Origin of the sequence: Klebsiella oxytoca NBRC 105695, from assembly GCF_001598695.1 — a bacterium.
Taxonomy (GTDB): domain Bacteria; phylum Pseudomonadota; class Gammaproteobacteria; order Enterobacterales; family Enterobacteriaceae; genus Klebsiella; species Klebsiella oxytoca.
Window position 1 is genome coordinate 82325 of sequence record NZ_BCZK01000003.1, and the last position, 23360, is coordinate 105684.

24 protein-coding genes are annotated in these 23360 nt (G+C 57.6%); 15 read left to right on the forward strand and 9 right to left on the reverse strand.

Features of this window, described 5'->3' with window-relative positions:
• Positions 1-164 precede the first annotated feature (164 nt).
• The 5 genes from KO1_RS06250 to KO1_RS06270 all read left to right on the forward strand — a co-directional run bounded on the left by KO1_RS06250 (position 165) and on the right by KO1_RS06270 (position 4832).
• Positions 165-1880, forward strand: coding sequence for a solute:sodium symporter family transporter (locus KO1_RS06250; RefSeq protein WP_004107149.1), 1716 nt, complete (start codon positions 165-167; stop codon positions 1878-1880).
• Positions 1877-3370, forward strand: coding sequence for a sulfatase-like hydrolase/transferase (locus KO1_RS06255; RefSeq protein WP_024274846.1), 1494 nt, complete (start codon positions 1877-1879; stop codon positions 3368-3370). Before KO1_RS06250 ends, KO1_RS06255 begins: the two co-directional genes overlap by 4 nt.
• A gap of 235 nt (positions 3371-3605) precedes the next feature.
• Positions 3606-3953, forward strand: coding sequence for a YidH family protein (locus KO1_RS06260; RefSeq protein ID WP_004107145.1), 348 nt, complete (start codon positions 3606-3608; stop codon positions 3951-3953).
• A complete protein-coding gene (locus KO1_RS06265; protein ID WP_004107142.1) occupies positions 3943-4305 on the forward strand; it encodes a DUF202 domain-containing protein in 363 nt (120 codons plus the stop codon). The genes KO1_RS06260 and KO1_RS06265 overlap by 11 nt, the downstream gene beginning before the upstream one ends.
• Positions 4302-4832 carry a radical SAM protein gene (locus KO1_RS06270; RefSeq protein WP_004116638.1) on the forward strand — a complete coding sequence of 177 codons (531 nt, stop codon included), beginning with the start codon at positions 4302-4304 and terminating at the stop codon, positions 4830-4832. Before KO1_RS06265 ends, KO1_RS06270 begins: the two co-directional genes overlap by 4 nt.
• Positions 4833-4885: 53 nt before the next feature.
• Here KO1_RS06270 and dsdA read toward each other — a convergent pair whose 3' ends face one another.
• Both dsdA and dsdX read right to left on the reverse strand, forming a co-directional pair.
• Positions 4886-6214, reverse strand: a complete 1329-nt coding sequence (gene dsdA / locus KO1_RS06275; RefSeq protein ID WP_004107134.1) for a D-serine ammonia-lyase — start codon at positions 6212-6214, stop codon at positions 4886-4888.
• Positions 6215-6231: 17 nt separating this feature from the next.
• Positions 6232-7569, reverse strand: a complete 1338-nt coding sequence (gene dsdX, locus KO1_RS06280; RefSeq protein WP_004116631.1) for a D-serine transporter DsdX — start codon at positions 7567-7569, stop codon at positions 6232-6234.
• 223 nt (positions 7570-7792) lie between these two features.
• Between dsdX and dsdC the strand changes: the two genes are divergently transcribed.
• Positions 7793-8722, forward strand: coding sequence for a DNA-binding transcriptional regulator DsdC (dsdC, locus tag KO1_RS06285; RefSeq protein ID WP_004107132.1), 930 nt, complete (start codon positions 7793-7795; stop codon positions 8720-8722).
• Between the two features lie 247 nt (positions 8723-8969).
• On the opposite strand, the gene emrD is transcribed toward dsdC, so the two are convergent.
• The 4 genes from emrD to tisB all read right to left on the reverse strand — a co-directional run bounded on the left by emrD (position 8970) and on the right by tisB (position 11842).
• Entirely contained in the window at positions 8970-10154 is a 1185-nt protein-coding gene (emrD, locus tag KO1_RS06290; RefSeq protein ID WP_004107131.1) for a multidrug efflux MFS transporter EmrD, read from the reverse strand.
• 177 nt (positions 10155-10331) lie between these two features.
• Positions 10332-11165: an EamA family transporter gene (locus KO1_RS06295; protein WP_004107130.1), complete on the reverse strand. Its 834-nt coding sequence runs from the start codon at positions 11163-11165 to the stop codon at positions 10332-10334.
• 70 nt (positions 11166-11235) lie between these two features.
• On the reverse strand, positions 11236-11682 hold the full coding sequence (locus KO1_RS06300) for a GNAT family N-acetyltransferase (protein ID WP_024274844.1): 447 nt from the start codon (positions 11680-11682) through the stop codon (positions 11236-11238).
• Positions 11683-11752: 70 nt separating this feature from the next.
• Positions 11753-11842, reverse strand: a complete 90-nt coding sequence (gene tisB / locus KO1_RS06305; protein ID WP_004107126.1) for a type I toxin-antitoxin system toxin TisB — start codon at positions 11840-11842, stop codon at positions 11753-11755.
• Between the two features lie 582 nt (positions 11843-12424).
• Between tisB and ivbL the strand changes: the two genes are divergently transcribed.
• The 8 genes from ivbL to KO1_RS06340 all read left to right on the forward strand — a co-directional run bounded on the left by ivbL (position 12425) and on the right by KO1_RS06340 (position 20372).
• Positions 12425-12520: an ilvB operon leader peptide IvbL gene (gene ivbL, locus KO1_RS26920; protein WP_004107123.1), complete on the forward strand. Its 96-nt coding sequence runs from the start codon at positions 12425-12427 to the stop codon at positions 12518-12520.
• 102 nt (positions 12521-12622) lie between these two features.
• Positions 12623-14311: an acetolactate synthase large subunit gene (gene ilvB, locus KO1_RS06310; protein WP_024274843.1), complete on the forward strand. Its 1689-nt coding sequence runs from the start codon at positions 12623-12625 to the stop codon at positions 14309-14311.
• Positions 14312-14314: 3 nt separating this feature from the next.
• Entirely contained in the window at positions 14315-14605 is a 291-nt protein-coding gene (ilvN, locus tag KO1_RS06315) for an acetolactate synthase small subunit (RefSeq protein WP_004107116.1), read from the forward strand.
• Between the two features lie 178 nt (positions 14606-14783).
• Positions 14784-15377, forward strand: coding sequence for a response regulator transcription factor UhpA (uhpA, locus tag KO1_RS06320; RefSeq protein ID WP_004107112.1), 594 nt, complete (start codon positions 14784-14786; stop codon positions 15375-15377).
• Between the two features lie 17 nt (positions 15378-15394).
• Positions 15395-16876 carry a signal transduction histidine-protein kinase/phosphatase UhpB gene (uhpB, locus tag KO1_RS06325; RefSeq protein WP_024274842.1) on the forward strand — a complete coding sequence of 494 codons (1482 nt, stop codon included), beginning with the start codon at positions 15395-15397 and terminating at the stop codon, positions 16874-16876.
• A gap of 9 nt (positions 16877-16885) precedes the next feature.
• Positions 16886-18205 carry an MFS transporter gene (locus tag KO1_RS06330; RefSeq protein WP_004107101.1) on the forward strand — a complete coding sequence of 440 codons (1320 nt, stop codon included), beginning with the start codon at positions 16886-16888 and terminating at the stop codon, positions 18203-18205.
• Positions 18206-18350: 145 nt separating this feature from the next.
• Positions 18351-19742: a hexose-6-phosphate:phosphate antiporter UhpT gene (gene uhpT, locus KO1_RS06335; RefSeq protein ID WP_004107098.1), complete on the forward strand. Its 1392-nt coding sequence runs from the start codon at positions 18351-18353 to the stop codon at positions 19740-19742.
• A 177-nt stretch (positions 19743-19919) separates the two neighbouring features.
• Positions 19920-20372 carry a DUF1198 domain-containing protein gene (locus KO1_RS06340; RefSeq protein ID WP_004116616.1) on the forward strand — a complete coding sequence of 151 codons (453 nt, stop codon included), beginning with the start codon at positions 19920-19922 and terminating at the stop codon, positions 20370-20372.
• Positions 20373-20456: 84 nt separating this feature from the next.
• Here the strand turns inward: KO1_RS06340 and KO1_RS06345 are convergent, their stop codons facing one another.
• Positions 20457-20780 carry a helix-turn-helix domain-containing protein gene (locus KO1_RS06345; RefSeq protein WP_004116613.1) on the reverse strand — a complete coding sequence of 108 codons (324 nt, stop codon included), beginning with the start codon at positions 20778-20780 and terminating at the stop codon, positions 20457-20459.
• Entirely contained in the window at positions 20764-21123 is a 360-nt protein-coding gene (locus KO1_RS06350; protein WP_004107091.1) for a type II toxin-antitoxin system RelE/ParE family toxin, read from the reverse strand. The genes KO1_RS06345 and KO1_RS06350 overlap by 17 nt, the downstream gene beginning before the upstream one ends.
• 212 nt (positions 21124-21335) lie before the next feature.
• Here KO1_RS06350 and nepI point away from each other — a divergent pair, with 212 nt between their 5' ends.
• A complete protein-coding gene (gene nepI / locus KO1_RS06355; protein ID WP_017145204.1) occupies positions 21336-22517 on the forward strand; it encodes a purine ribonucleoside efflux pump NepI in 1182 nt (393 codons plus the stop codon).
• Positions 22518-22548: 31 nt separating this feature from the next.
• On the opposite strand, the gene phnX is transcribed toward nepI, so the two are convergent.
• Positions 22549-23358 carry a phosphonoacetaldehyde hydrolase gene (gene phnX, locus KO1_RS06360; protein WP_017145205.1) on the reverse strand — a complete coding sequence of 270 codons (810 nt, stop codon included), beginning with the start codon at positions 23356-23358 and terminating at the stop codon, positions 22549-22551.
• Positions 23359-23360: the final 2 nt, after the last annotated feature.

Genomic DNA, 23360 nt, shown 5'->3' on the forward strand with positions numbered 1-23360 from the left:
ATCGGCCAATGATGCCTGCAACCTGATGAGGTGAATTTAGCAAGAAATAGCCTTGCAGGGATACATTGCATCTCGTTTTATATAAATCATCGCCTTACCTGGATAAAACGCTATTCCTCTGTACCGGATAGCGCCGGGATATAATGACAAATAAGGGCTTTAAGATGAATGCCATACAAATTTTGAGCTTTGTCGGGTTTACATTGCTGGTGGCTATCATTACCTGGTTTAAGGTAAGAAAAGCGGATACCGGCTCGCAGCAGGGCTATTTCCTTGCCGGCCGTTCGCTGAAAGCGCCGGTCATCGCCGCCTCGCTGATGTTAACCAACTTATCGACCGAACAGCTGGTGGGATTATCGGGCCAGGCTTACAAAAGCGGCATGTCGGTTATGGGCTGGGAGGTGACATCGGCGGTGACGCTGATTTTCCTGGCGCTGATCTTTCTTCCCCGCTATCTGCAGCGCGGTATCGCCACCATCCCGGACTTTCTGGAAGAGCGGTACGATAAAACGACCCGCATTATTATCGACTTCTGCTTTCTTATCGCCACCGGTATCTGCTTTTTACCCATCGTGCTTTACTCCGGCGCGCTGGCATTGAATAGCCTTTTTCATATTGGTGAATCGCTGGGTCTGACCCAGGGCGCCGCCATCTGGTTACTGGTGATTTTGCTCGGTCTGGCCGGGATTTTATACGCGGTGATCGGCGGCATGCGCGCGATGGCAATCGCTGATTCCATTAACGGAATCGGCCTGGTGATTGGCGGCCTGATGGTACCGATTTTTGGCCTGATGGCGATGGGGAAGGGGAGTTTTTTACAGGGTATCGAGCAGCTGACGACGGTACACGCGGAGAAGCTGAACTCTATTGGCGGCAGCAGCGACCCCCTACCGATTGGCGCGGCGTTTACCGGCCTGATTCTGGTGAACACCTTCTACTGGTGTACTAATCAGGGGATAGTGCAGCGTACCCTGGCGTCAAAAAGCCTGGCGGAGGGGCAGAAAGGGGCGCTGCTGACGGCGGTTCTCAAGATGCTCGATCCGTTGATTCTGGTGCTTCCCGGTTTAATTGCCTTTCATCTCTACCAGGATCTGCCGAGCGCGGATATGGCCTATCCGACGTTGGTCAACAAGGTCATGCCGCTTCCGCTGGTCGGTTTTTTTGGCGCCGTTCTGTTTGGCGCCGTTATCAGTACCTTTAACGGCTTTTTAAACAGCGCCAGTACCCTGTTCAGCATGGGAATTTACCGGCGCATCATCAATGAAAACGCCCAGCCGGAGCAGCTGGTGCGCATTGGGCGGAAATTTGGCCTTTTTATTGCGGTGATCTCGGTGATTGTCGCGCCGTGGATCGCTAATGCGCCGCAGGGGCTGTATAGCTGGATGAAGCAGCTCAACGGTATTTATAACGTGCCGCTGGTAACCATCATCATTATGGGCTTCTTCTTTCCGCGTATCCCGGCGATCGCCGCCAAAGTAGCGATGGGGCTGGGGATTGTTAGCTACATCACGATTAATTACCTGGTGAAATTTGATTTCCATTTCCTCTACGTGCTCGCCTGCACGTTCTGCATCAACGTGGTGGTGATGCTGGTTATCGGCTTCATTAAGCCGCGGGCGACGCCGTTTACATTCCATGATGCGTTTGCCGTTGATATGCAGCCGTACCGGCACGTGAAAATTGCCTCGGTGGGCATTCTGTTCGCGATGATCGGCGTTTACGCGGGCCTCGCCGAGTTTGGCGGCTACGGCACTCGCTGGCTGGCGGCGGTGAGCTACGCCATTACCGCAGCGGTCATTATCTATCTGATTTACAGCAGCTGGCGGGAACGCCGCTCCGCTCCAGCTTCCTATGCTATCGATGTTAAGGAAAAATCATGAGTCGCCCCAATTTCCTGTTTATTATGACCGATACCCAGGCTACCAATATGGTGGGTTGTTACAGCGGTAAGCCGCTGAATACCCAAAATATTGATTGTCTGGCCGCCGAAGGCATCCGCTTCAATTCCGCCTATACCTGCTCGCCGGTATGCACCCCGGCACGTGCCGGGCTGTTTACCGGAATCTATGCCAACCAGTCCGGCCCGTGGACCAATAACGTCGCGCCGGGGAAAAACATCTCCACCATGGGGCGCTACTTTAAGGATGCGGGTTACCGTACCTGCTATATCGGCAAGTGGCATCTGGATGGTCACGACTACTTTGGTACCGGCGAGTGCCCGCCCGAGTGGGACGCTGACTACTGGTTTGACGGCGCGAATTACCTCGCAGAGCTGACTGAGGAAGAGATCGGCCTGTGGCGTAACGGCCTGAACAGCGTAGAAGATTTACTGCAGCATGGGATAGATGAAACCTTCACCTGGGCGCACCGCATCAGCAACCGGGCGGTCGACTTCCTGCGCCAGCCCGCCCGCGCTGACGAGCCGTTCCTGATGGTGGTTTCCTACGATGAGCCGCACCATCCGTTTACCTGCCCGGTAGAGTATCTGCGCAAGTACCAGGACTTTTATTATGATCTTGGGCCAAAGGCTCATGACTCGCTCGCCGATAAACCGGAACACCATCGCCTGTGGTCGCAGGCGATGCCCTCCCCGGTAGGTGAAGATGGGCGCTATCATCATCCGCTCTACTTTGCCTGCAACGACTTTGTCGACGATCAGATTGGTCGGGTGATTAACGCCTTAACGCCACAGCAGCGGGACAATACCTGGGTTATTTATACATCCGATCACGGCGAGATGATGGGTGCCCATAGGCTCATTAGCAAAGGCGCGGCGATGTATGACGATATCACTCGTATTCCGCTGATCATGCGCCCGCCGCAGGGCGTACCCATGCAGATCGACGCGCCGGTCAGCCATATCGACCTGCTACCGACGATGATGGCGCTGGCGGGTATCCCTAAGCCCGATATTCTGCCGGGGGATAATATTCTTGGCGCCGAAACGTCGCGTGGGGTGATGGTGGAATTCAATCGCTATGAGATTGAACATGACAGCTTTGGCGGGTTTATCCCGGTGCGCTGCTGGGTGACGGATGAGTACAAACTGGTGCTTAACCTGTTTACCAGCGATGAACTGTACGACAGGAAAAACGACCCGGATGAGCTGTATAATCTTATTAATCGCCCCGATTTCGCCGACGTTCGCTGTCAAATGCACGATGCGCTGCTTAACTATATGGATAAAATCCGCGACCCGTTCCGTACTTATCAATGGAGCTTGCGTCCGTGGCGGCCGGATGCCCTGCCGCGCTGGATGGGCGCTTTCCGCCCGCGCCCGCAGGACGGCTACTCGCCGGTCGTGCGCGACTATGACACTGGACTGCCGACGCGGGGCGTGAAGGTAGAGGAGAAAAAACAGAAGTTTTGACGAGTTCAACGCGCGGGAAAAGAGCGCTCGTCAGGTATTGCCCGGTAGAAACGCGGACCCGCTGGGCCATAACTTGCACGATATGGCCGTCCATCATCGGCCTGATAGCCCGACTTTAAGCGGCTGTCAGGCCTGAACTTTCTCTGAAATGGGGCGATTATTAATGCCTTCGGCTTTGGCTCTCAGGTAGAATCGCCGGTATTTTACGCAATCGGGAACCCATCAAGGAGTTATGATGAAAATATCCCGCCTTGGCGAAGCACCGGATTACCGCTTCTCGCTGGCCAATGAACGTACCTTTCTGGCGTGGATCCGCACTTCTCTCGGCTTTCTGGCCGGTGGCGTTGGCCTCGACCAGCTGGCGCCGGATTTCGCCACGCCGCTGATTCGCGAAATCCTCGCTCTGCTGCTGTGCCTGTTTGCCGGCGGTCTGGCGATATACGGCTATTTACGCTGGCTGAGCAACGAAAAAGCGATGCGCCTTAAGCAGGATTTGCCCTATACCCGCACGTTGCTGCTGATCAGCATTCTGTTGACCATCGTTATCGTGGTGGTGATGGCGCTGGTGCTCTATGCCGGATAATCGTCGGGCGCGTCGTGAGAGCGATCCGGGGCTGCAGCCGGAGCGCACGTCGCTGGCCTGGTTTCGAACCCTGCTGGGCTATGGCGCGCTGCTGGCGCTGGCGATTAAGCACCACTGGCATCAGGCGGGGCTTCCATTCTGGATCTCGCTGGGCATATTGCCGTTCGTTGCCATTATCCTCTGGCGCTATACCCGCAGCCGTAATCTGATGAACGTCGAGCAAAGCGATTTTGCTCAGCCGCAGGCGGTTCGTGACAAATTTTTGATCGCATTCGCAGTACTTTCCCTGTCATTGTTGTTTGCTGTAACCCATATACGACAGGTGATTTTGTTTATTAAGGATGTGACATGACAGGATGTCAGGCTGACTACGGTGACGATCGGCACTGCGGCAACTGCCAGTCTCTGGCGAGCGATATTCCCGTGCATGAAGTGATCATTCATCGTCAGGAGTGTGAACGTCCCGAGCTCGTCTACCATCAGTTGAGCGCCCAGGGGGCAGTGGCTATCAAGTTTATTCCCCATCTGCAGCCCGTCGACGCCCGTCTGTGGGGGGATTTTCTTTGCGCGGTATTCGCGATTTGGGTCAAAGAAGATGCTAATCGTATCGTCGTGCCGCTGTTTGAGGCCACGCTGCGCGCCTGGCGCGGCGAGTCGGTGCAGTATGCTAATAATCCGCCGGGGCCGGCCTGCGCTGGCTGCGCCTGGCTAAGATTATGCGGTGGGGGCTGCCCGCAGCTGCGTCTGGAGGATGGCTCCAATGCCCTTTGTGAGGGATACCGGCAGTTTTATAGCTGGAGCGCTCCCTATATGCGCGTTCTGCGCGATCTACTCAATCAGCACCGTTCGCCGGTTGAGCTTATGCATCTGCTGCGCTAAAAAAATGGCGACGAAAGAGGCTTCGTCGCCATCGTATTGCCCTGGCTGCAGGTTTACCGTCCTTTTGCCAGATACTGCGCCATCTCCTCTTCCGGCACCATGCCGCCGCCGGTTGCCCACACCAGATGGGTCGCATTGCGCATCTGCTCAGCGGTGAAACCGTGCATCTGCTGATACGCCTGGCTGGCGCAGACCCGCTGCGGCCCGGCCATGCCGGCCAGAGCGGATGGCTCCAGGCGAATACCTTCTTCTTCGGCTAGCCAACCCAGCATATCGTACATGGTCTGGTCATCGAGAGAGTAGAACCCATCCAGCAGGCGCTCCATTGCCCGACCCACGAAACCGGAGGCGCGGCCTACCGCCAGGCCGTCTGCGGCGGTCAGATTATCAATCCCCAGATCCTGAACTGAAATCTGATCATGCAGACCGGTATAGACACCCAGCAACATGCACGGGGAGTGGGTCGGTTCGGCGAAGAAGCAGTGTACGCTATCGCCAAACGCCAGCTTCAGGCCAAACGCCACGCCGCCGGGGCCGCCGCCAACGCCGCACGGCAGGTAAACAAACAGAGGATGACTGGCGTCCACTACGCGCCCTTCGCGGGCAAACTGCGCTTTTAGCCGCTCGCCGGCCACGGAGTAGCCGAGGAACAGGGTGCGCGAGTTCTCGTCATCGATAAAGAAGCAGTTCGGGTCGGACTCGGCGGCTTGCCGTCCCTGCTCAACCGCCACGCCGTAATCCTCTTCGTACTCCACCACCGTTACGCCGTGGCTGCGCAGTTTGGCCTTTTTCCACGCTCTGGCGTCGGCGGACATATGTACCGTCACCTTGAAGCCGATGCGTGCGCTCATAATGCCAATCGACATTCCCAGGTTACCGGTGGAGCCAACGGCGATGCTGTACTGGCTGAAGAAGGCCCTGAACTCGGGGGTTAGCAGTTTACGATAATCATCGGTTGTGTTTAATAATCCCGCGTCGATCGCCAGTTTTTCCGCATGCGTCAGCACTTCATAAATGCCGCCGCGGGCCTTAATCGAGCCGGAAATCGGCAGGTGACTGTCTTTTTTCAGCAGCAGATCGCCGCCAATCGGTTGATGAAAGGTTTTTTCCAGCCGGGCCTTCATTGCCGGGATGGCTACCAGTTCTGATTCGATAATACCGCCAGTGGCTGCGGTTTCCGGAAAGGCCTCCGCCAGGTATGGCGCAAAACGATCGAGCCGGGCGTGGGCGTCCTGAACGTCTTCTGTCGTCAGGCCAACGTAGGGTAACCCTTCCGCCAGCGACGTCGTTGACGGGTTAAACCAGGTGGTTTCTTTCAGGGCTATCAGTTCCTCCAGCAGAGGAAACTGCGCGAGTAAATTGGTCATGTCAGCGTTTTTCATATTACGTCTCTTTGCGCTCAGATGATGAAAGAAAGCAGGAATGTACCGGCCAGTGCAAGCAGCGAAGCGATAAAGGTCGCTGTGGTATAGTATTTGAACGTTTCGTTAAGGCTTGCCCCGCAGTACTGCTTAACCAGCCAGAACAGGGAGTCCGTCACGATAGTGCAGCCAATCGCGCCGGAGCCGATGGCGATAGCGATGATTTCCGGGCTCACGCCAGGATAGAGCGGCAGCATCGGTGCGACGATAGCGGTTGCGCCCATCATTGCCACGGTGGCGGAACCGACTGCGGCATGCAGAATCAGCGCCACCAGCCAGGCCAGCAGAATCGGGTGCATATCGAGGTTCGACAGAATTACCGCCAGCGTATCGGCCAGACCGCTGGTCTTCAGGATGGCGTTGAAGGCCCCGCCTGCGCCGATAATCAGCAGGATATTGGCGATAGAGCCGAAGCAGTTTTCCGTATGCGTCAGCAGGGTGCTCATGCCCATATTCTGACGGATGCCCAGCACGTAATAGGCCACAAAGACCGCGATGAACATGGCGGTGATGGGGTTACCGATAAACTCCAGCAGCATATACAGCGTGCCGCCTTTGGTCATATTCAGTTCGGCGATGGTTTTTACCAGCATCAGGCCGATCGGCAGCAGGACGGTAAACAGGGTGGCGCCAAGCGAAGGCAGGGTCTCTTCTTTGCGCACTTCGAGATTGGCAAATTCAGCCGGAACCGCTTTAAACGGCAGGCGGTTGCCGAGCAGCCGCAGGAACAGCGGGCCACCGACCAGCGAAGCCAGCAGGCCCACCAGCAGACCGTATACGATCACCGTCCCGATATCCGCGCCCAGCTTATTCGCGACAAACAGCGCCGCCGGATGCGGCGGCACCACGCAGTGTACCGCCATCAGCGCCGTACACAGCGGGATGGCCAGCTTGAGCAGCGACGTGTTGGTCTTTTTGGCAATGGAAAACGCCAGCGGGATCAGCAGCACCACGCCTACTTCAACGAACAGCGTGATCCCGCAAATCAGGCCCACCAGCACCATAATGACGTCAGCGGACAGCCAGCGGCAGCGCTGAAGCGTCAGGCCGATACGCTCAGCCGCGCCGGAGACCTCCATCATTTTGCCGAGAATCGTCCCCAGCCCAATTACCGCCGCCAGGAAGCCCAGCGTGCCGCCAATCCCGCTCTCGATGGCGTTAACCATATCCAGCGGGCTCATGCCCATCATGGCGCCGACGAAAAAGCTGGCCAGCAGCAGCGCCAGAAACGGGTGAAACTTCAGTTTGACGATAGTTAACACAATCAACACGATGCTGATCAGCAGCGTGCTCACAACCCAGATCTGAGATTCCATACCCCACCTCGCCTGTGAATAATCTATCGCTATTGAACAGAAAAACGGCGCCTGCTGACAAACGATATAAACGGCCCTTAAGATGAACCAGATTGAATCAAAAAGGTGATTTTGCTCTAAAATTGTCTGTTATGTGTGCTATGAATCACTTTTATTCATCTTTAACGCGCAACTGGCGCGAAAAATTTCTTACACTCGGCGGGGAATAGTGAAGGAGTAAGAGATGGAGACGCTAAAAGAGTTAGGCACTCGCCTGCTTAACGGCTGGCAGCTATCGAAGCTGTATACCTTTGAAGTCGCCGCCCGGCATGAGTCGTTTGCGCTGGCGGCGGAGGAACTGTCGCTGACGCCGAGCGCGGTGAGCCACCGTATCAACCAGCTGGAAGAAGAGCTGGGGATCCAGCTGTTTGTGCGCTCGCATCGCAAGGTAGAGCTGACGCATGAAGGTAAGCGGGTGTACTGGGCGCTGAAGTCCTCGCTGGATAGCTTAAACCAGGAGATTCTGGATATTAAAAATCAGGAGCTGTCGGGAACCTTAACGGTGTATTCGCGCCCGTCCATCGCCCAGTGCTGGCTGGTGCCTGCGCTCGGCGATTTTACCCGCCGCTATCCGTCGATATCGCTCACCGTGCTGACCGGCAACGATAACGTTAATATGCAGCGTGCGGGCATCGATCTGGCGATCTACTTCGATGATGCGCCTTCATCGCAGTTGAGCCACCATTTTCTGATGGATGAGGCCATCGTGCCGGTCTGCACGGCGAACTACGCGCGCCAGCATCAGCTACCGCAGAATCCCGGCAATCTTCGCCACTGTACGCTGTTGCACGATCGTCAGGCCTGGAGTAACGATTCCGGCACCGATGAGTGGTTCAGTTGGGCGCAGACATTCGGCATCGAGTTGCCGCAATCGTCGGGTATTGGCTTCGATCGTTCGGATTTAGCGGTGATTGCCGCGATGAATCACGTCGGCGTGGCGATGGGGCGTAAGCGGCTGGTGCAAAAGCGCCTGGAGAGCGGAGAACTGATCGCGCCGTTCGGCGAGATGACCCTGAAATGCCATCAGCACTACTACGTGACGACCCTGCCGGGCCGTCAGTGGCCGAAAATCGATGCTTTTATCCACTGGCTGCAGAGCCAGGCACAATTATGATGACCGGCTTAGTTTCATCCCGGTGGCGCTGTGTGTATGACCGGGCTACGGGTTTACCGCCGTCTGGGGGCCGGTAGCCCGGACAGATGCGCAGCATCGCCTCCGGGAAATATGCCGGGGCTGATAATTCGCTACCGCTTCCTGGCTTGCGCTGCGCTTCGCCGGGCTACGGGTTTACCGGCGTCCGTCATTTTGTCGCCCGGGTAAGACGCGCCGCGCCGCGACCCGGGGAACCCGCAAAGAAGCCTTAAACCGGCTGCTGATGTTGATGAAACCGCGATGCCAGCGGCAGCCAGCACAGCAGAATCAGCAATCCCATCAGCATCATCAGCAGGCCGAGGCTGCCCTGGCCGGTTTGCGGCATCATCGCCGACAGCCACGCCAGCACGCCGGAACCGATGTTTTGTAATCCGCCCACTAACGCCCCGGCGGTGCCTGCAAGGAACGGGAAAGGTTCCATCGCGCCGCTGGTCGCCAGCGGAAACAGCATTCCTGCGCCAAAGAAGAACAGCGCAGCAGGAACCAGCAGGGTCCAGACGGTCATCACGCCCAGCAGGCCCGGTATCCACATCAGCACGCCCGCCAGCAGGCAGCAAATCACCGACTGCCACATCAGCGTCGGGAAGCGTTTGTTTGGCCGCCCGGCAAACCAGGCGCCAAAGAACGCCGCCGGAATCGGCAGAATAAACAGAATGCTGACCGACATACTGCTCAGTCCCAGCACCGCCCCCATCAGCACCCCGGAACAGGCTTCGAATACGGCAATGCCCGCGAGGCCGCCGATCAGCATCAGCAGATAGCAGTTGAACGCGCCGGTACCGAACAGCGTTTTATAGTTGGTGATGAGACGGGTGCGCGGTGCGCCGGTGGGCCGGGTTTCCGGCATCCAGCGCGCCATGCTGAAGGTGACGCCAGCGCAAAGAATCAGCAAGAATACGAAGCAGGCCCGCCAGTTCCACAAGGTATCAAGAATACCGCCAATCAACGGGGCCAGCAGTGGGCTTACCAGAATTCCCATATTCAGCAGGCTATTGGCGTGCCTGAGCTGCGCGCCTTCATACAGGTCACGCGGCAGGGTACGCGCCATCACGCCGCCGACGCCGGTACCCATTCCCTGCAGTGCGCTGGCGGCGATCAACACCGGCAGACTATGGGTGGTAATGGCAATCAGCGTCGCCAGCATAAAAATAGACATCCCAACGAGGATCACCGGACGCCGGCCAACGCGATCGGAGAGCGGGCCGTAGAAAAGCTGCGAGACGCCGTAGGTCAGCAGATAAGCGGCCATCACGCTCTGTACCGCGCCTTCACGCACGTTTAGCGATACCGCCATATCGGCAATCGCCGGGATATAAATGGTCTGCGCCATCTGGCCGACGGCCACCAGCAGTACCAGCATCAACAACAAATTGAAGTTCTTATGCCGTTTCATGTCGATGAATACTTTGTAGAAAGTTGAAGGTAAAGAATATGTGACTGGCACATCCGCAAAACGATGGAGGAATCTACCATATTAAAATGACAGAACAACCCTGTAAGGGGGGATTATCGGGGATGTTCAGGCAGGTTTTGTAAACAACAATCGGCAACTAATGTTGCCATGTGTGGTTTACGACAGCCGCAGCAGAATCGCCCCGGCGGCAATGCCGCAGGCAGCCACGATGCGTAATGGAACCATCTTTTCTTTCAACAGGATAAACGCGATAACCGCGCCAAAAAGAATTGAGGTTTCGCGCAGGGCGGCGACCACCGCCAGCGGCGCCTGGGTCATTGCCCACAGCGCCAGGCCATAAGAACCCATAGTGCCAACGCCGCCGACCAGGCCTTTCTTCCAGTGCTGGCGCAGATAGCGGCTGGCCTGCGGGCGTCGGGCAATCATCGCCCAGCCCAGCAGACAGAAGCCATTCATAAAAAAGGTCCATAGCGTATAGCCCAGTGCGGTTTCTGAAAGCCGCACCCCGGTTCCGTCTACCAGCGTATAACCGGCAATAAAGCAGGCGTTGATCAGCGCTAATAGGATACCGGTGCTTGAACGGGATCGGCCGTTAAACGCCATCGCCAGTATCGCCAGGCAGATGACGCCGATGCCCAGCCACGCCAGCGGAGAGAGGTGGTCGCCAAGGAAGATAACGCTGATTATCGCCACCAGCAGCGGCGCGGTTCCGCGCATCAGCGGATAGGTCTGGCTCATATCCGAGACCTGATAGGTTTTCGCCACCAGCACCGTATACACCACCTGTAGCGCGCAGGAGACAGCAAGAAACGGCACGCTGGCCAGCGTCGGCTGGGGGGCAAAAGGGAGCAAAACGAGGGCGATGAGCGAGGCAGAGCCGCTAACGCCAATCGCCGCGTACATTTTATCGCCGCTGGCTTTAACGATAGCGTTCCAGCTTGCGTGAAGCAGGGCGGCGAACAGCAATATACAGAATACGGTAATGGTCATTGCAGCCTGGCGCTGGGGGATAAATCGTCACTGGACTGTAACATGGGCGCGCTTTGGCAACCAGAGACAGCTAGAGCGAACAAAACAGGCGATGGGTGACCCGCGGTTCATCATAGACCGGGCGAAATCCCAGATTTTCATAAAACGACCAGGCCGTTGACGGCGCATGGGTGTTGAGAAAATCAAAGCTGGCGCCGGAGTGGGTAATAACCGAGACCAGCAGCTGATGCCCGATCCCCTGCCGACGGTGGCGCTCGCCGATATATAAATGGCGGATGCGGCCGGCTCGCGGCTGCTGGCTAAAAGGGTCGACATTGAGCCCGCAAACCCCGACCAGCTGCCCAAATGCAAAAGCGCCCAGCAGCTTTTCTCCCGGCGCGTTAAAGCGGTTTATCTCGCTCTGCCAGTTCTCCGCCAGGCGGCCCAGCATAGTCAGGTTTTGCGGCAGGCTTTCGGCGCGTAGTGCCGAAAAACCGGGTTCGTCCGGGGTGATGGCGGCAATCAACAAGGGGGCCATAATTTTCTCCGTCAGGTTAGCCTGTAGAGGGGCGGTTTCCCGCCCCTCTCAGGTGCGACTTGAACCTGAATCAGCGGAACTGTTTCAGGACTGCATCAAGTAGTTGCAACACGGCAACCATGAGTTTCAGGATCAGAACAACGATATCCACTCCGCCCATACGCGTCTCCTCTGGTTCAGGAGCACAACCGGCTGGCGTACCTTTCCGCCGCCTGTTGCCAGCCAGGGTATACCCGTCATCATTCAGGCGCGACCAGTGGGTTGCGGGCTAAATGATTCGGGGTATTTGTTGACGTAACACAGTGTGCTCTTCTGGGGTTAAGGCGCTGACGGCACCACCCGTTTCAGCCAGGACTTTTTTTGCGCCGGTAAAAGTGCGGCCCCAGATTCACCCTGCGTACCCCCTCAGTATAGAATGAATACTGTATGTATGAACAGTATTTTTTGGACAAATTTGCATACGCGATCCATACTCTAAATCAGCAAAAACCGTCGTGAAAATTGCGCCTTCTTCCCCGATCGCGTATACTTTTTTCGTTGACGTAATACAGTGTGCTTGCGGCCACCAACCGTAAAACACCGAGCAGAAAACCTCGCCGCGGCGGGGTTTTTTGTTTTTATCCCGCCGCAAATTAATGTGATCTTCCGCGCAGTTTTTCCTGGTTGAAAATAAATCCATTGTGAAATGACAAAAGCTGTGTTTGTATAAATTCATTCCCTTTTTTGAGACAACAGGTCCCTAATGAACGCTACCACGCTGACTTCGACCCTACTACTAACCGCGCCTGCCGCGGTGGTCGTCGTGTCTGTGGTGGTCGTCGTCGGCAACGCGCCGTAGGGTCCGGAACAACACGAATTCCAAACCCCGCCGGCGCAAACCGAGCGGGGTTTTTCGTTTCATGCCCCCCGGTAAGTCGGCCCAGAATAAAAGGACTGGAGCATGGCAAGTTCGGGCACAACATCACAAAAAATGCGCTTCACTGGCGCACAGTTAGTCGTTCATTTACTGGAGCGTCAGGGGATCACTACGGTCAGCGGCATTCCGGGCGGCTCCATCCTTCCGATTTACGATGCGTTAAGTCAAAGCACTCAGATCCGCCATATTCTGGCGCGTCACGAGCAGGGCGCGGGATTTATCGCCCAGGGCATGGCGCGCACCGAGGGCAAACCGGCGGTGTGTATGGCCTGTAGCGGCCCGGGAGCCACTAACCTGATCACCGCTATCGCCGATGCCCGTCTGGATTCGATTCCGCTGGTGTGCATTACCGGCCAGGTTCCGGCTTCAATGATCGGCACCGATGCCTTCCAGGAAGTTGACACCTACGGTATCTCTATCCCCATCACGAAACATAACTATCTGGTACGCAACATCGCTGAACTGCCGCAGGTGATGAGCGACGCGTTTCGCATCGCGCAGTCCGGGCGACCAGGGCCGGTGTGGATAGATATTCCTAAGGATGTTCAGGCCGCGACCATTGAGCTCGATGCCCTGCCGGAACCCGGCGCCCGTACGGCGGCTCCGATGTTCGATAGCGCCAGCGTGCGTGAAGCGGCGGCGATGATTAACGCCGCGCAGCGTCCGGTGCTCTATCTGGGCGGTGGGGTGATCAACGCGCCTGAGCACATTCGCCAACTGGCGGAAAAAGCCAACCTGCCGACCACCCAGACCCTGATGGCGCTGGGGATGCTGCCGAAAGCGCATCCGCTGTCGCTGGGCATGCTGGGGATGCACGGCGCGCGCAGCACCAATTTTATTTTGCAAGAGGCTGATTTATTGGTTGTTTTAGGGGCGCGTTTTGATGACCGGGCGATTGGTAAAACCGAGCAGTTCTGCCCGAATGCGAAAATTATCCACGTTGATATCGACCGCTCTGAGCTGGGTAAAATCAAACAGCCGCACGTGGCGATTCAGGGCGATGTTGGCGAAGTGCTGGCGCAGCTGATCCCGCAGGTCGAGGCGCAGCCGCGCAGCGAATGGCTGCAGCTGGTGGCCGATCTGCAGCGGGAGTTCCCCTGCACCATTCCGCAGGAGCAAGACCCGCTTACCCACTATGGCCTGATTAACGCCGTTGCCGCCTGCGTTGACGATGAGGCAATCGTGACCACCGACGTCGGCCAGCACCAGATGTGGGTCGCGCAGGCGTATCCGCTGAACCGTCCGCGCCAGTGGCTGACCTCCGGCGGCCTCGGCACCATGGGCTTTGGTCTGCCTGCCGCGGTAGGCGCGGCGCTGGCTAACCCGCAGCGCAAGGTCATCTGCTTCTCCGGAGACGGCAGCCTGATGATGAACATTCAGGAAATGGCTACCGCGGCGGAAAATCAGCTGGACGTGAAAATTATCCTCATGAATAACGAAGCGCTGGGGCTGGTTTATCAGCAGCAGAGCCTGTTCTATAAGCAGGGCGTATTCGCCGCAACCTATCCTGGCATGGTCAACTTTATGCAGATTGCCGCCGGTTTTGGTCTGCAAACCTGTGATTTAAATAACGAAGCCGACCCGCAGGCGGCGCTGCAGGCGATTATCGACCGCCCGGGTCCGGCGCTGATCCACGTGCGTATCGATGCTGAAGAAAAAGTGTATCCGATGGTACCGCCGGGTGCGGCCAATACTGAAATGGTGGGGGAATAAGCCATGCAACAAGCGACTCATGAAAACGTTATTCTACAGCTCACCGTGCGCAACCATCCCGGCGTGATGACCCACGTTTGCGGCCTGTTTGCCCGCCGCGCATTTAACGTGGAAGGCATTCTTTGTCTGCCAATTCAGGACAGCAACCAGAGCCGCATCTGGCTACTGGTCAACGACGATCAGCGCCTCGGGCAGATGATTAGTCAGATTGAAAAGCTGGAAGACGTTGAGAAAGTGGTACGCAATCAGTCCGATCCCTCCATGTTCAGCAAAATTGCGGTGTTCTTCGAATAATCGCTCGCGGCTTGAACCGCGGCGCGCGATAGACAAAATCACTCAAGCCGCATCAGGGCAGCAAGTATGAGCATCCCCGGGCGCTTACTCAGGTAAGCGACTGGGGGACAGAGGCAGCTTGAAGGATGACGTTTATACCGTTAAGGTAAGCGCGTTTTTTATCCTCCCAGGAATCGCCATGACCACAATCGCCCTTATTGACGATCATCTTATCGTCCGCTCCGGCTTTGCCCAACTGCTGGGGCTGGAAGCCGATTTTCAGGTCGTCGCAGAATTCGGTTCAGGGCGCGAAGCGCTGGCGGGGCTGCCCGGCCGCGGCGTGCAGGTCTGCATCTGCGATATCTCGATGCCGGATATCTCCGGGCTTGAGCTGTTAAGCCAGCTACCGAAAGGAATGGCGATCGTAATGCTGTCGGTGCACGACAGTCCGGCGCTGGTGGAGCAGGCGCTGAACGCCGGCGCGCGCGGTTTTCTCTCCAAGCGCTGCAGCCCGGATGAGCTGATCGCTGCCGTCCGCACCGTGGCGGCCGGCGGCTGCTATCTGACGCCGGATATCGCCATGAAGCTGGCGGCCGGACGACGGGACCCGCTGACCAAACGCGAACGCGAAGTGGCGGAAAAGCTGGCGCAGGGGATGGCGGTAAAGGAGATTGCCGCCGAGCTGGGCCTGTCGCCAAAAACCGTGCACGTTCATCGTGCCAATCTGCTGGAAAAGCTGGGCGTCAGCAACGACGTTGAGCTGGCGCGCCGCATGTTCGATAGCTGGCAATGAACGCCTTTCTCTCCCGGCTGCTCTCGGTTATCGGCTGTTGCTTTATCTTTTCCGCCGCGTGGTTTTGCCTGTGGAGCATCAGCCTGCACCTGGTAGAGCGTGCCGATCTTGCGGTGCTGCTGTTTCCCTTCGGGCTGCGTCTTGGCCTGATGCTGCAGTGCCCGCGCGGCTACTGGCCGGTTCTGCTGGGCGCGGAGTGGCTGCTGATCCTCTGGCTGGCGCAGGAAGTTGCGCTGGCGCACCCGATAATATTGATGACCGGAAGCCTGTTAACCCTGCTGCCGGTGGCGCTGATCTCGCGCTATCGTCAGCAGCGCGACTGGCTCACCCTGCTGCGCCAGGGGGGCGCGCTGATCGCCGCTGCGCTGCTTCAGTCGCTGCCGTGGCTGCTGGAGGGTAAAGAGGGGCTGAACGCGCTGCTGCTGACCCTGACCGGCGGCCTGACGCTGGCCCCCACTTGCCTGGTGATTTGGCACTATCTCACCAGCACCGTCTGGCGGCCGCTGGGGCCATCGCTGGTCTCGCAGCCGGTGAACTGGCGCGGGCGGCATCTTATCTGGTACCTGCTGCTGTTCAGCGTCAGCCTCTGGCTTCAGCTGGGGCTACCCGCCGAGCTCTCACGATTTACGCCCTTCTGCCTGGCGCTGCCGATTATCGCTCTGGCCTGGCATTACGGCTGGCAGGGCGCGCTGATCGCGACCCTGATGAACGCTATCGCGCTGATCGCCAGCCAGACCTGGCACGAACACCCGGTGGATTTATTGCTTTCGCTGCTGGCGCAAAGCCTGACGGGCCTGTTGCTGGGCGCCGGCATTCAGCGGCTGCGCGAGCTGAACCAGTCGCTGCAAAACGAGCTGGTGCGTAATCAGCGGCTGGCGGAACGCCTGCTGGAAACCGAAGAGAGCGTACGTCGCGAGGTCGCCCGCGAGCTGCACGATGATATCGGCCAGACCATTACCGCCATCCGCACCCAGGCGGGAATCGTCCAGCGTCTGGCGCCGAACAGCGCCAGCGTCAGGCAGAGCGGGCAGCTGATTGAACAGCTTTCGCTCGGCGTCTATGATTCGGTGCGCCGCCTGCTGGGCCGCCTGCGCCCGCGCCAGCTGGACGATCTGACGCTTGAGCAGGCGGTTCGCTCGCTGATGCGCGAAATGGAGCTGGAGGATCGCGGTATGGTCAGTCATCTGGAGTGGCGTATTGATGAGTCGCTGCTGAGTGAAAACCAGCGAGTCACCCTGTTCCGCGTTTGTCAGGAGGGGCTGAATAATATTGTCAAACACGCCAGCGCCAGCGCCGTCACGCTGCATGGCTGGCAGCAGGAGCAGCGGCTGATGCTGGTGCTGGAGGATGACGGCTGCGGCCTGCCGCCGGGCTCCGGTCAGCAGGGCTTTGGCCTCACCGGCATGCGCGAACGCGTCAGCGCGCTGGGCGGCACCTTAACCATCTCCTGCACCCACGGCACCCGCGTTTGCGTCAGCCTGCCGCTGCGCTACGCCTGAGGAACGACGATGTTTGCCTTTTTGAAATCTCCGCCCGATGCTCCGCCGATTACCGATAAACAGGCGCTGGACGAGCGCTACCGCTACTGGCGTCGACATATTTTGCTGACCATCTGGCTGGGCTATGCGCTGTTTTATTTTACGCGTAAAAGCTTTAATGCCGCCGTGCCGGAAATCCTCGCCAGCAACGTACTGACGCGTAGCGATATCGGTCTGCTGGCAACGCTGTTCTACATCACCTACGGGCTATCGAAGTTTTTCTCCGGTATCGTCAGCGACCGCTCTGATGCTCGCTATTTTATGGGGATTGGTCTGGTCGCCACCGGCGTAGTGAATATCCTGTTTGGCTTTTCCACTTCGCTGTGGGCCTTCGCGCTGCTGTGGGCCCTGAACGCCTTCTTCCAGGGCTGGGGGTCGCCGGTGTGCGCGCGTCTGCTGACGGCCTGGTATTCGCGTACCGAACGCGGCGGCTGGTGGGCGTTGTGGAACACGGCGCATAACGTCGGCGGGGCGCTGATCCCGATGGTGGTTGGCGCGGCGGCGCTGCACTACGGCTGGCGAACGGGAATGATGATTGCCGGCATGCTGGCGATCCTCGCCGGGCTGTTTCTCTGCTGGCGGCTGCGCGACCGGCCGCAGGCGGTAGGGCTGCCCGCAGTAGGCGACTGGCGTCACGATGAACTGGAGATTGCCCAGCAGCAGGAAGGGGTAGGGCTGACCCGCAAAGAGATCCTCACCAAATACGTGCTGTTGAATCCCTATATCTGGCTGCTCTCGCTGTGCTACGTGCTGGTATATGTAGTGCGCGCAGCGATTAACGACTGGGGCAATCTCTATATGTCGGAAACGCTCGGCGTCGATCTGGTCACGGCGAATTCTGCGGTCACCATGTTCGAGGTAGGCGGTTTTATCGGCGCGCTGGTGGCGGGCTGGGGCTCGGATAAGCTGTTTAACGGCAATCGCGGGCCGATGAACCTGATTTTCGCCGCCGGGATTTTGCTGTCGGTCGGCGGCCTGTGGCTGATGCCGTTCGCCAGCTACGTGATGCAGGCGGCCTGTTTCTTTACCGCCGGCTTTTTCGTTTTTGGCCCGCAGATGCTGATTGGCATGGCGGCGGCGGAGTGCTCGCACAAAGAGGCGGCGGGGGCGGCAACCGGCTTTGTCGGGCTGTTTGCCTATCTTGGCGCGTCGCTCTCCGGCTGGCCGCTGGCGCAGGTCATGGAGATCTGGCACTGGAGCGGTTTTTTCGTGGTCATCGCCATTGCTGCCGGCATCTCCGCTCTGCTGCTGCTGCCGTTTCTAAATGCCCAGGCGCCGAGAGAAGCGTGATCTGCCTCACCTTTCTCCGCCGAATGGCGTAAAACTAAGAAATTTTCCCGGTTTCGCCTGGACGCTGTCTCAGGCGGGTCTTCCGGCTGATTTTTACAATGCCTGCTATTCGCAGGTAGTAAATCAGCTCAGGAGTCACCCAATCATGCTGGCCTTCTTAAACCAGGTGCGCAAGCCTACCCTGGACCTGCCGCTCGAAGCGCGGCGCAAAATGTGGTTCAAACCGTTCATGCAGTCGTATCTGGTGGTTTTCATCGGCTATCTGACCATGTACCTGATCCGCAAAAACTTTAATATCGCGCAGAACGACATGATCTCCACCTACGGGTTGAGCATGACGCAGCTGGGGATGATCGGCCTCGGGTTCTCTATCACCTACGGCGTGGGTAAAACGCTGGTTTCTTACTACGCAGACGGTAAGAACACCAAGCAGTTCCTGCCGTTTATGCTGATCCTCTCGGCCATTTGTATGCTCGGCTTCAGCGCCAGCATGGGCGCGGGGTCGACCAGCCTGTTCCTGATGATCGCCTTCTACGCCCTGAGCGGCTTTTTCCAGAGCACCGGCGGGTCGTGCAGCTATTCGACCATTACCAAGTGGACGCCCCGCCGTAAACGCGGCACCTTCCTCGGCTTCTGGAATATCTCTCACAACCTCGGTGGCGCCGGCGCCGCGGGCGTGGCGCTGTTTGGCGCGAACTACCTGTTCGACGGCCACGTGATCGGGATGTTTATCTTCCCGTCGATTATTGCGCTAATCGTCGGTTTTATCGGCCTGCGCTTCGGCAGCGACTCCCCGGAATCTTACGGTCTCGGTAACGCCGAAGAGCTGTTTGGCGAAGAGATCAGCGAAGAGGATAAAGAGACGGAAGAGAACGCCATGACCAAATGGCAGATCTTTGTCGAGTACGTGCTGAAGAATAAAGTCATCTGGCTGCTGTGTTTCTCCAACATCTTTCTGTACGTGGTGCGCATCGGCATTGACCAGTGGTCCACCGTTTACGCTTTCCAGGAGCTGAAGCTCTCCAAAGAAGTGGCGATTCAGGGCTTTACCCTTTTTGAAGTAGGCGCGCTGGTCGGCACGCTGCTATGGGGCTGGCTGTCGGATCTGGCAAACGGTCGTCGGGCGCTGGTAGCCTGCATTGCGCTGGCGCTGATTATCGCCACCCTTGGGGTTTATCAGCACGCCAGTAACCAGTACGTTTATCTCGCATCGCTGTTTGCGCTGGGTTTCCTGGTTTTTGGCCCGCAGCTGCTGATCGGCGTTGCCGCAGTAGGCTTTGTGCCGAAAAAAGCGATTGGCGCAGCCGACGGGATCAAGGGCACCTTTGCCTATCTGATCGGCGATAGCTTCGCCAAGCTCGGCCTCGGGATGATCGCCGACGGAACGCCGATTTTTGGCCTCACCGGCTGGGCGGGGACCTTTGCGGCGCTGGATGCGGCGGCAATTGGCTGCATCTGCCTGATGGCCATCGTTGCGGTGTTTGAAGAACGTAAAATCCGCCGTCAGAAAAAGACACAAACTTTGCAGACTGCCTGAGTCATTGGGTGTGAGTCACGTTGCCCGGCCTTTGCGCCGGGCTTTTTTATACCTCTTGCCGGGCGGTTTGATGATAGCGAGACGAGGTCGCGATAAGTCACATTCTGGTACCACCGACAGTCGACAGCGGGCAATTTCCCATTATGATAGTGGTGCTGCGATTGAATGAGAGGATGCATGATCTGGTTAGGACTGGCCACGCTGATAGTGGTATTTGTTGTGGGATTTCGGGTGCTTACCTCTGATTCACGCCGTGCGATTCGCCGTCTGAGCGAACGGTTAGGCATTACGCCGGTACCGCTGGAATCGATGATCGATCAGCTGGGAAAAACGGCCGGTAACGAGTATCTGCGCTACCTGGAACGGCCGAATGAAGCGCATTTGCAAAATGCCGCTCAGGTGCTGCTGATTTGGCAGACTGCTATCGTCGACGGCAGCGAGCAGAACCTGCATTACTGGTATCGGTTGATGAAAAAGGCCCGCCTCGCGGCGCCAATTACCGAAGCGCAAATTCGCCTCGCGCAAGGTTTCCTTCGCGAGCTGGAGCCGGAAGTGAGCGAGCTGCACGCTTTACAGGAGCGCTATAACACGCTGTTTTTACCCGAAGATGGGGTCCACTGGCTACACTGATAGCGCTTCCCTGTGCACTGTTGGCTTCGTTAAAACTCCTCCTGACGAGACCAACTATGCAAAAGTCATCACCTCAAAGTGGCATCATGCCAGCACTTCTAACCCATGTTTTTGCACGATATTGAGTAATTTCAATGCCAGCCCACCGGGGCGTTTTGCCCCGCTTTCCCATTTTTGGACCGTGGACACGCTGGTGTTCAGATAGCGGGCAAAAACCGGCTGACTGACGTTGAGTTGGTCACGTAGAGCTTTAATTTCACCAGGTTGGAAATCGCTTACGCGGCTGATGCATGTTTCATCAAAGCTGCGCATCGTCTCCTGCGCGATCGCATCAACACTGTATAAACCTGCGGCAGCGCTATGGATAGCTTCAAAGGCGGGGCTTTTGAATTTAGTTTTTGCAGTCATGACAAATCTCCACCAATTCTTTTCTCTTAACCAATGCCGCCATTTTCTCCTCGCTGAGAAGGGAATAATGCCTGGCTAACTCACGGAACGCCGCGAGTTCTCGGTTATCGATATTGGCGATATCCTGTTTGGCGTATAAAAATGTGTAAAACCAATGCTCAGCACCCTTTGCCAGGATGATTGCGCGATCGCGATTTTTATTGAGGCGTTTTTTGTAAACGCCGCCACCAAGGTTATCTACTTTTCCCTGGAGAGTGGCTTCAATCGCTTTGCAAAGTTCGTCGTCATCAATCGCATGAGCCCGGGCTTCCCTGGTAAACCATTTTGTTTTAAAAATACGCATTGGCTGACATCCTGTAACCATAAATATAGCACCAAGTGCTATGTTATTTCTTCCTCTTACTGTTACGGAATACCTAAAAACGTGATTTTCCGGTTATGCGAGCAGCTACGCAGGTACTTTGCAAAGCCTGAAAAGTTGTCAAAACGTTAAATTCGTCACATTTTAAATGTTACACTGCGCGGCTCCTCCGTATTCAACCATGCAGGTAACTTATGACTCCTTCGAATGCTTCTGCGCCGCAGGCTAATCAGGCGGCGCGACCCAACTGGTCGGCGGTTTTTGCGGTGGCCTTCTGCGTTGCCTGCCTGATTACCGTTGAGTTCCTGCCGGTAAGCCTGCTTACGCCGATGGCGCAGGATTTGGGCATCTCAGAAGGCGTTGCCGGGCAGTCGGTCACCACCACCGCGTTTGTGGCGATGTTTGCCAGCCTGTTTATCACCTCGATCATCCGCAGTACCGATCGTCGCTACGTGGTGATTCTGTTTTCCGTCCTGCTGACCGTCTCTTGTCTGCTGGTCTCCTTTGCCAACAGTTTCTCCTTGCTTCTGGTGGGGCGCGCCTGCCTTGGGCTGGCGCTGGGCGGTTTTTGGGCGATGTCGGCGTCGCTCACCATGCGACTGGTGCCGATGCGCGTGGTGCCCAAAGCGCTGTCGGTCATTTTCGGCGCGGTATCGATAGCGCTGGTGATCGCCGCGCCGCTCGGCAGCTTCCTCGGCGGGATTATCGGCTGGCGTAACGTCTTTAACGCCGCCGCGGTGATGGGCGTGGTCTGTACGATTTGGGTGTTGAAGGCGCTGCCTTCTTTGCCTGGCGAGTCGACCTCGGCGCAGCAAAATATGTTTGGCCTGTTAAAGCGCCCCGGCGTAATGGCCGGGATGTGCGCCATCTTTATGGCCTTCGCCGGCCAGTTCGCCTTCTTTACCTATATTCGCCCGGTGTATATGACGCTGGCGGGCTTTGACGTTGACGGCCTGACGCTGGTGCTGTTGAGCTTCGGCATCGCCAGCTTCGTCGGCACCTCGCTCTCTTCGATGCTGCTCAAACGATCGGTGAAAGCGGCGCTGGCGATCGCTCCGGTGGTGCTGGCCATCAGCGCGGCGGTGCTGGTGCTGTGGGGGGAGAGTAAAATCGTGGCGTCGGCGGTGGCCGTTATCTGGGGTTTTGCCTTCGCGCTGGTGCCGGTTGGCTGGTCAACGTGGATCACCCGCTCCCTGTCCGATCAGGCGGAAAAAGCCGGGTCGATTCAGGTGGCGGTGATCCAACTGGCCAATACCTGCGGCGCAGCGGTGGGCGGCGTGGCGCTGGACCACCTTGGTCTGCTCTCGCCGCTGGTCCTCTCCGGTACATTAATGCTGCTCACCGGTGTACTGGTGGCGACGAAAGTACGGGTGTAATCGGCCGCAGTCAGGCGAACCGTCAATAAATCTACGGGCGTTCGCCCTGCGCCAGGCGACGGTTGATGTCGGCAATGACGCCCGGTAAATCCGCCAGCGTATCCACGACGTAATGCGCCCCGGCGGCGGACAGCTTCCCGGCGGCGTGCTCGCGGCGGGCGGCGATCTCTTCGGCGCTCATCTGCTGATATTCCTCCCAGCTGGCGCCGAATTCGTTACCGGAAACCGCCAGACCCACGCTCCACATCCCGGCGGTTAATCCTTCGGTAATGCCGGGAGCGGAATCATCAACCTTGACGCAGTGGGCTACCGAGTCGATGCCGAGGACAATGACGTTCTGCAACGCCATCCATGGTCCCGGCCGTCCCCCGACGGCGAGGTCGTCCGTCGCTACCCAGTGGTCAGGCGCATAGCCCTGCGCGGCGGCGGCCGGCGCCAGCTTTTCCATCACCGGACGCGGATAGCCGGAACAGGAGCCAATTTTTATACCTTCGGCGCGCAGCGCGGCAATGGTGTCGACAACCCCGGCGATTGGCGCAGAAAAATCGACGACTTTGGCAATCTGCAGCGGCATAAACGCGGCATAGATCGCGTCGATATCGGCAGCGTTCATCGCGCGGCCAAACTTCGCCTGCCAGCGGGCGTCCACGGCGGGCAGTTTCCCCAGCGCTGCAATATGCTGCCATTTGCCGAGACCCATCGGCACCCTGGCTTCTTCGAGTGTAATCTCCACGGCAAAAGCCTGACGGAAGGCCTCAACGAAAATCTGCGTCGGCGCGAAGGAGCCAAAGTCGACGGTGGTGCCTGCCCAATCAAGAATAACGGCGTTAATACGGTTCATGA

Bases quoted from the DNA above. Each gene is read 5' to 3' on its own strand.
- tisB (WP_004107126.1), bottom strand. From the start codon at position 11,842: ATGGGCGGAGTGGATATCGTTGTTCTGATCCTGAAACTCATGGTTGCC.
- KO1_RS06270 (WP_004116638.1), top strand. From the start codon at position 4,302: ATGACAGGATGTCAGGCTGACTACGGTGACGATCGGCACTGCGGCAAC.
- nepI (WP_017145204.1), top strand. From the start codon at position 21,336: ATGACTCCTTCGAATGCTTCTGCGCCGCAGGCTAATCAGGCGGCGCGA.
- dsdC (WP_004107132.1), top strand. From the start codon at position 7,793: ATGGAGACGCTAAAAGAGTTAGGCACTCGCCTGCTTAACGGCTGGCAG.
- dsdA (WP_004107134.1), bottom strand. From the start codon at position 6,214: ATGAAAAACGCTGACATGACCAATTTACTCGCGCAGTTTCCTCTGCTG.
- KO1_RS06295 (WP_004107130.1), bottom strand. From the start codon at position 11,165: ATGACCATTACCGTATTCTGTATATTGCTGTTCGCCGCCCTGCTTCAC.
- uhpA (WP_004107112.1), top strand. From the start codon at position 14,784: ATGACCACAATCGCCCTTATTGACGATCATCTTATCGTCCGCTCCGGC.
- KO1_RS06350 (WP_004107091.1), bottom strand. From the start codon at position 21,123: ATGCGTATTTTTAAAACAAAATGGTTTACCAGGGAAGCCCGGGCTCAT.
- dsdX (WP_004116631.1), bottom strand. From the start codon at position 7,569: ATGGAATCTCAGATCTGGGTTGTGAGCACGCTGCTGATCAGCATCGTG.
- ilvB (WP_024274843.1), top strand. From the start codon at position 12,623: ATGGCAAGTTCGGGCACAACATCACAAAAAATGCGCTTCACTGGCGCA.
- KO1_RS06300 (WP_024274844.1), bottom strand. From the start codon at position 11,682: ATGGCCCCCTTGTTGATTGCCGCCATCACCCCGGACGAACCCGGTTTT.
- KO1_RS06345 (WP_004116613.1), bottom strand. From the start codon at position 20,780: ATGACTGCAAAAACTAAATTCAAAAGCCCCGCCTTTGAAGCTATCCAT.
- phnX (WP_017145205.1), bottom strand. From the start codon at position 23,358: ATGAACCGTATTAACGCCGTTATTCTTGATTGGGCAGGCACCACCGTC.
- KO1_RS06330 (WP_004107101.1), top strand. From the start codon at position 16,886: ATGTTTGCCTTTTTGAAATCTCCGCCCGATGCTCCGCCGATTACCGAT.
- uhpT (WP_004107098.1), top strand. From the start codon at position 18,351: ATGCTGGCCTTCTTAAACCAGGTGCGCAAGCCTACCCTGGACCTGCCG.
- emrD (WP_004107131.1), bottom strand. From the start codon at position 10,154: ATGAAACGGCATAAGAACTTCAATTTGTTGTTGATGCTGGTACTGCTG.
- KO1_RS06255 (WP_024274846.1), top strand. From the start codon at position 1,877: ATGAGTCGCCCCAATTTCCTGTTTATTATGACCGATACCCAGGCTACC.
- KO1_RS06260 (WP_004107145.1), top strand. From the start codon at position 3,606: ATGAAAATATCCCGCCTTGGCGAAGCACCGGATTACCGCTTCTCGCTG.
- KO1_RS06250 (WP_004107149.1), top strand. From the start codon at position 165: ATGAATGCCATACAAATTTTGAGCTTTGTCGGGTTTACATTGCTGGTG.
- KO1_RS06340 (WP_004116616.1), top strand. From the start codon at position 19,920: ATGATCTGGTTAGGACTGGCCACGCTGATAGTGGTATTTGTTGTGGGA.
- ivbL (WP_004107123.1), top strand. From the start codon at position 12,425: ATGAACGCTACCACGCTGACTTCGACCCTACTACTAACCGCGCCTGCC.
- ilvN (WP_004107116.1), top strand. From the start codon at position 14,315: ATGCAACAAGCGACTCATGAAAACGTTATTCTACAGCTCACCGTGCGC.
- KO1_RS06265 (WP_004107142.1), top strand. From the start codon at position 3,943: ATGCCGGATAATCGTCGGGCGCGTCGTGAGAGCGATCCGGGGCTGCAG.